Origin of the sequence: Flammeovirga sp. SJP92, assembly GCF_001583495.1 — a bacterium.
Lineage (GTDB): Bacteria > Bacteroidota > Bacteroidia > Cytophagales > Flammeovirgaceae > Flammeovirga.
Genome location: NZ_LQAQ01000113.1, coordinates 1 through 5,649, shown reverse-complemented (window position 1 = coordinate 5,649; position 5,649 = coordinate 1). Strand labels below are relative to the sequence as shown.

The 5,649-nt window shown below is 36.4% G+C and carries 3 protein-coding genes; all 3 read right to left on the bottom strand.

All coding sequences use genetic code 11. From position 1 onward, the window contains the following. Window positions 1-245: 245 nt before the first annotated feature. A complete protein-coding gene (locus AVL50_RS30210) occupies window positions 246-1,616 on the bottom strand; it encodes a family 43 glycosylhydrolase (RefSeq protein WP_062621408.1) in 1,371 nt (456 codons plus the stop codon). A gap of 386 nt (window positions 1,617-2,002) precedes the next feature. Continuing rightward, complete coding sequence (locus AVL50_RS30205; RefSeq protein WP_062621406.1) at window positions 2,003-3,208, bottom strand: GTP-binding protein; 1,206 nt, start codon at window positions 3,206-3,208, stop codon at window positions 2,003-2,005. Between the two features lie 306 nt (window positions 3,209-3,514). Beyond that, window positions 3,515-5,128 (bottom strand): PQQ-binding-like beta-propeller repeat protein, encoded by a 1,614-nt coding sequence (locus AVL50_RS30200; protein ID WP_062621404.1) that lies wholly within the window; start codon window positions 5,126-5,128, stop codon window positions 3,515-3,517. Window positions 5,129-5,649 lie beyond the last annotated feature (521 nt).

The following is a 5,649-nucleotide window of genomic DNA, read 5'->3' as shown; positions in this document are numbered from 1 at the left end:
CAATAAGACGTTGGATGACTTTTCTATGATAAAGTTGAAGGTTTTTCATGAGATTCGTTAAACAGTCAGTTTTATAATTTCGTTAAGAGCTATTTCAAACATGCTCTAAGCACTTTCAATGTAATACGAATAGATCAATAATCAAACCATTTGTGATAGTTTTGCTTTCTCTTTTCATATCCTGAGCCATTGATATAAAAGAGAAAGCAAAAAAAAGTGATTGTTGCCTAAAGTAGATGAACGTATTATTCAACAATGATGCTTCTGATTTCCCATTGTGCATTGGCACTCTCAGAAGAAGGTTGCACCGCAATTTGATGTAAATATTTTTGATGATTTGTAAATTCAGACAATGGAATGGTGACTTCTTGCCAGTCTGTTGTATTAGAAGAATTTACGGCCAGCCATTCCTCTCTAGACCAGTCTACATTATGTGGATTGTTTTTGGTGTAGCGCTTGGGGTTTTCGTAGCTGTACAACGCAAGTTTTAGGCGGTCTTCAGGATTATGTTTTCTAAATTGAATACGAAGTTGTTTGCAAAGATAAATAGGGCTATGAAGGTAAGGGGTAGAAGTGATGATGGCGTCTTTCGCATTGGTTTTTCCAAAAACTGTCCCAGTTTCCTTATTGTATTTCAAGTCTGTGCCTTGTTTTGCTTGCCATCCTTGCGTAGAGTAATTGAAATCATATACTCTTCCGGGCAACGGATATTCTAAGTTGATTTCAGGAATTTTTACGGTGCCATCTTGATTAAAATAAAGAGGTCTTAACTGCACTCCTCTATAAAAAGCGTTGGTTTCATGATTTTCTTGAATGCTGTACCATTGCCCTTCCCATTCGAATGCGCTTCCGTGGCCTCCATCTAAATATTCACCTTTGTAAGTATAAGGACCATGAAGTGTTTTGGCCATTGCGTATTGATTTCCCCAGAAAAGGTAATACGAATCATTTCTCTTAAAAATGGCTGGTTTGTCGCCTGTGAATTTCTGCTTTCCATTTTCAAAAAAGATCGACAACTTCTGAGGTTGATCTGCCAACGAAATCATATCATCTCCCAAAGTGGCAATAAAATATTGGCCTGCACCAAAAATGATATAATGTTTTCCGTTGTCTTCCACTACTTCAGGGTCATACGATTTTGTGGATGTCAATCCTTCAGGCAAAAGTGGTTTTCCCAAAGCATCTTTCCAGGGACCTTTCATTGACGGAGCCACCATGACGCCAGTGCTGTATGTTCTGTTTGAAAAGTACCAATAAAACTTTCCATCTTTTGTGGCTACATCTCCAGCAAAGCAGTTGTCTTTTTCTCCAATGTAAGTTTGCTTCGGCAGAATATTCAAGTGATGTTCCCAATCTTTCAAGTTGGTCGTCGACCATAATTCCCATCGATCCATGACACATGAACCATAAGTATCCCAACTCTTGTCATGTCCGCACATAGTGTATAAGGTGTCATTGACAATGATCACGTGCGGGTCTGCTAATCCTCTATCTGGAGCGATGCTGTTGATACTTACCGGTTCCTTTACTACCAATTTATTTTGTTGGTTGATGCATGAAAAAGAAAAAATACCGAGAAGTATATATACAATGTTGCGTATTGGTTGGTTTGCCATATTCCTATTTTCTAGTTGTTGCTTTTGTTGTTAAAATTCAGACTGAATATTACAAAAAGCTTCTGCAATAGGCAGGAAGTAATCTTTTAATAATGCACTTAAAAATAAATCTCCCTTTTAATGGCGGATATTTACCCTCGGTTGTTTTTCTTTTTGATGAAGGTGATATGTTTTGTTATGGCTTGGAGTAATTCAGAAAACCAAATGCTCATTTCCGTAATTCGTGGTTGGTGTTGTGGTCCGTGAGGTCGTTGCATTGCAACGACCCTACAGTAGTGTCTTTTGATTGTTGTATTACAAAACGAATTCAACTTACTCGTTTAAAAAAGGGTTTTGAAAATGTTATATCACCCAAAAGCCCATAATTTCAATTATGGGTTGCAGCATTACCCTTCAATCCTTTTAATTTTCTTTGGCCATGGGTCTTTAAATTGATGGCCAGCATTCCAAAGTTCAATTTCTTCTTCAGTAAGAAAACAAGAAGCCAGAGCATCAGTAAAACGATCCACTTGCGATAAGTCTCCAATGACTGTTAAGTCACAATGACGATCACCAAAGCGTCTAGGGTCTCTCGCTATCATTTTTTCCAGGTGCAAAATTTCTTCTTCAAGCAAACCATTGTCCTCATCTTCTAAAATTCCAGAGCGCCAAGAACCAATAATCTCTAAATTAATGCCTCCGGCCGCTTGATTCCATAACAAAGAGTGCTTATCTCTACTTGCAAGCCAAAAGAAACCTTTACTTCTATAGATTCTTTGATCAAGATATTCATGACAAACATCCCAAAGGCGCTGAGGGTGAAAAGGACGGTCATCTTTTAATACTCTAGTTGCTAAATTATAAGGTCTTTCTTCTTTTGTTTCAGAAACCAATACGGGTTTTAATTCTTCAATAAGTTGAGCTACTTTATAATAATCATACTCTTGAAGTTCTAAAATTGCTTCAATCTCCAACTGCCCAAAGTGTAAGGAGTGAGTAGTTACTAATGGATTGATATTCTTGATATAAGAAGCAATATGTGGTAGTTTGTCTTTACCAATTCGATCACTTTTTGTTAAGAACAAGTGACTGCAAAACATGATTTGTTCTACGAGCAAGTTGACCGTATCTCTTGTTCCTGTGCTAAGGTTTTGTTGTAGTCTTGGAATAAGGCTTTCTCCAAAATTGAAATCATGACTAAGCATCAAGCTGTCAACAAGCGCAAAAACACCAATGAGTTTCACTTTAGATTGTTCCTTGAAATATTCAATGAGTGGCATTGGGTGACTGCTGCCTGATGTCTCAATGATGATCAATTCGGGTGTTTGATTTGAAAGTAATTTTTGAAGGGCTTGATCTAGTTTTTCAATGCCTTTATCACTACTGATTAAGCAATTATGGATAGATTCCAGAATTTGGGTGTTGTCTTCTACTGCATCTGTAGTTCCTAGTAATTCTCCATCAACATCCAATTCACTCATATCGTTTACAATTGCACAAACTGGAATATCTTTTTTCACAGACTGCGTTAAAAGATTTCTAAAAAGAGTGGTTTTTCCTGACCCAAGAAATCCATTGAGAATGATTACTGGTACTTTATTAAGCTTACTCATTTATATGTTTTGAAAGTGATTGATGACAATTTTTCGAAAAGATAGTTCAATCTCTTAGAGTGGCCAAAACATTGAAAAAGTAATTGCGACTTAATTGCATTCAATAACAAATGATGCTCTTTGCAGTGTTCTAAAAAAAATGAAATGAAGTATAAGGTCAGAAGAAGAGTGGGCCAATTGCCTGCACTATGAATAAATTTATGGGCAAGTGATTTGTTTAATTATTATCTATTTTAGGTTGAGTACTTTTATGCTAGAGACATCATTAATTTGATACTTTCCATTAATGATGTCTCTTATTTTGAATTATAATTTCAAAGCATAAATATGTCCATTTGAATCACCGAAATAGATAATGTCATTATCAATCATCGGAGTAGATAAAATGGAACCTAGATCAAGGATTTTCTTTTCTGCTCCTTCAGCATCTTGACCATACAATTCAAATCCTTTTAAAAACTCATCATTTTTGTCATAAACAAGATGATAATTTTTCTTACTTCCGTAGGTTTGAAAAACTTCTTCTATGTTTCCTTTGGTCTGCTCAACTTTATAGAGTTTACCATTAAAACACCCAAAATAGAGGTCCTCTTTGTGCTGGATTGCCTCTCCATAAACACGCATATTTAATGGAAAAGAAGAAATTTCTGTTCCATCAGTGGCTGAAAGTCCACAGAATCGATGAGAATCTGAAGTGCCAAAGTAAATCTGATCACCTACGACAAGTGGTGTGGCAATGATCCAGCTTCCTTTTTCTTTCATGTTCCACATTCCCCTTCCCGTTTCAATATTCAATGCATAAATATTATAATCTCTTGTGCCAAAAATGACAGTGTTTTTATAAAGTGCAGCTCCTTTTTGGACTTCACCTACAGGGAAATAGGCGTCACCGATGGTTTTAAATTTCCAGATCAATTGACCGTTTTCAGCGTTGAGTGCGTAGAAGAAGCCATCAAAGCTTCCGATAAAAACTTGATTGTTGTGTACCAATGGAGTGGCATGAACAATTCCATCGGTTTTAAATTTCCAAATCAATTTTCCTTGCTTTGGATCTAACGCATAAACGTTTCCGTCACCACTGCCCACAATAATTTTTCCATCGGCAAATACTGGAGATGAAAGAAAATAATCCCACATGTCTTTTCTTTGTTCACCATCCGTCTTGAATTGCCATAGTACCTCTGCATTTTTCTTGTTTACTGCATAAATGACTCCGTCAGTACTGTTGAAAATAAAAGCAATCTGATACAGCAAGGGACGTGATTTAACGGCTACTTGCGTTTGAAATTTCCACTTCATTTCACCTACAGGGAAATAGGCGTCACCGATGGTTTTAAAGTTCCAGATCAATTGACCGTTTTCAGCGTTGAGTGCGTAGAAGAAGCCATCAAAGCTTCCGATAAAAACTTGATTGTTGTGTACCAATGGAGTGGCATGAACAATTCCATCGGTTTTAAATTTCCAAATCAATTTTCCTTGCTTTGGATCTAACGCATAAACGTTTCCGTCACCACTGCCCACAATAATTTTTCCATCGGCAAATACTGGAGATGAAAGAAAATAATCCCACATGTCTTTTCTTTGTTCACCATCCGTCTTGAATTGCCATAGTACCTCTGCATTTTTCTTGTTTACTGCATAAATGACTCCATCAGTACTGTTGAAAATAACAGCATTTTGATACAGCAAGGGACGTGATTTGATGGCTCCTTTCGTTTGAAATTTCCACTTCATTTCACCATTTGCTTTATCTAAAACATAGAGGCACGAATCATGACTACCTATGTAGAGATTACGTTCGTCCGTTACAGGAGAGGAATAGACGCTACCTTTTGTTGCAAATTCCCAGACAAGTGTATTTTGTCCAAAAAGATTTGAAGATAGAAGCGTGAGTAGTAGTAGTTTACTAATTTTGTTCATTTGTTTTGATTTATTACTGAAGTATTTATTAAAAGTCTTGCTTTGTAGTAGTAGTCTGCAATTTAGTTGTATGCTTTATTTAATCAATTATTTGAACAAAAAAAATCAAATAAACCTCTCCTTTATTGTCCCATTCATGAAGTTTCAGTCAATAAAAGAGAGGTGAGATAAGTACACTGTAAACTAAGTTTTCGTTATTTGTGGTATTTAGAAATCAGGAGATTTCTGATGATTTGTAGGACACGAATGATGCTAGCACTTAACATTCGCGCCAGTGGGCTTTCTACCTCATTCGTTTGGTAGTACTCCCCTGGCATTGAAGGGAAAAGCGTTAAGAATTTCATGAATTGAGCCGTTTAAAAATGATTTTCTTGTTTGAGCAAAGCGAGTTTAAAATCATTTAGGCGAGTGGAGTGAAATTTAGCTTTTGACTTCTAAGCCTAGATTTTTTGCTTCGTTTTTCATCAATGGAAAAATGAAGAAGAAGGAAGCTTGAAAGTAGAACCTTCAAAGCTTGTAGA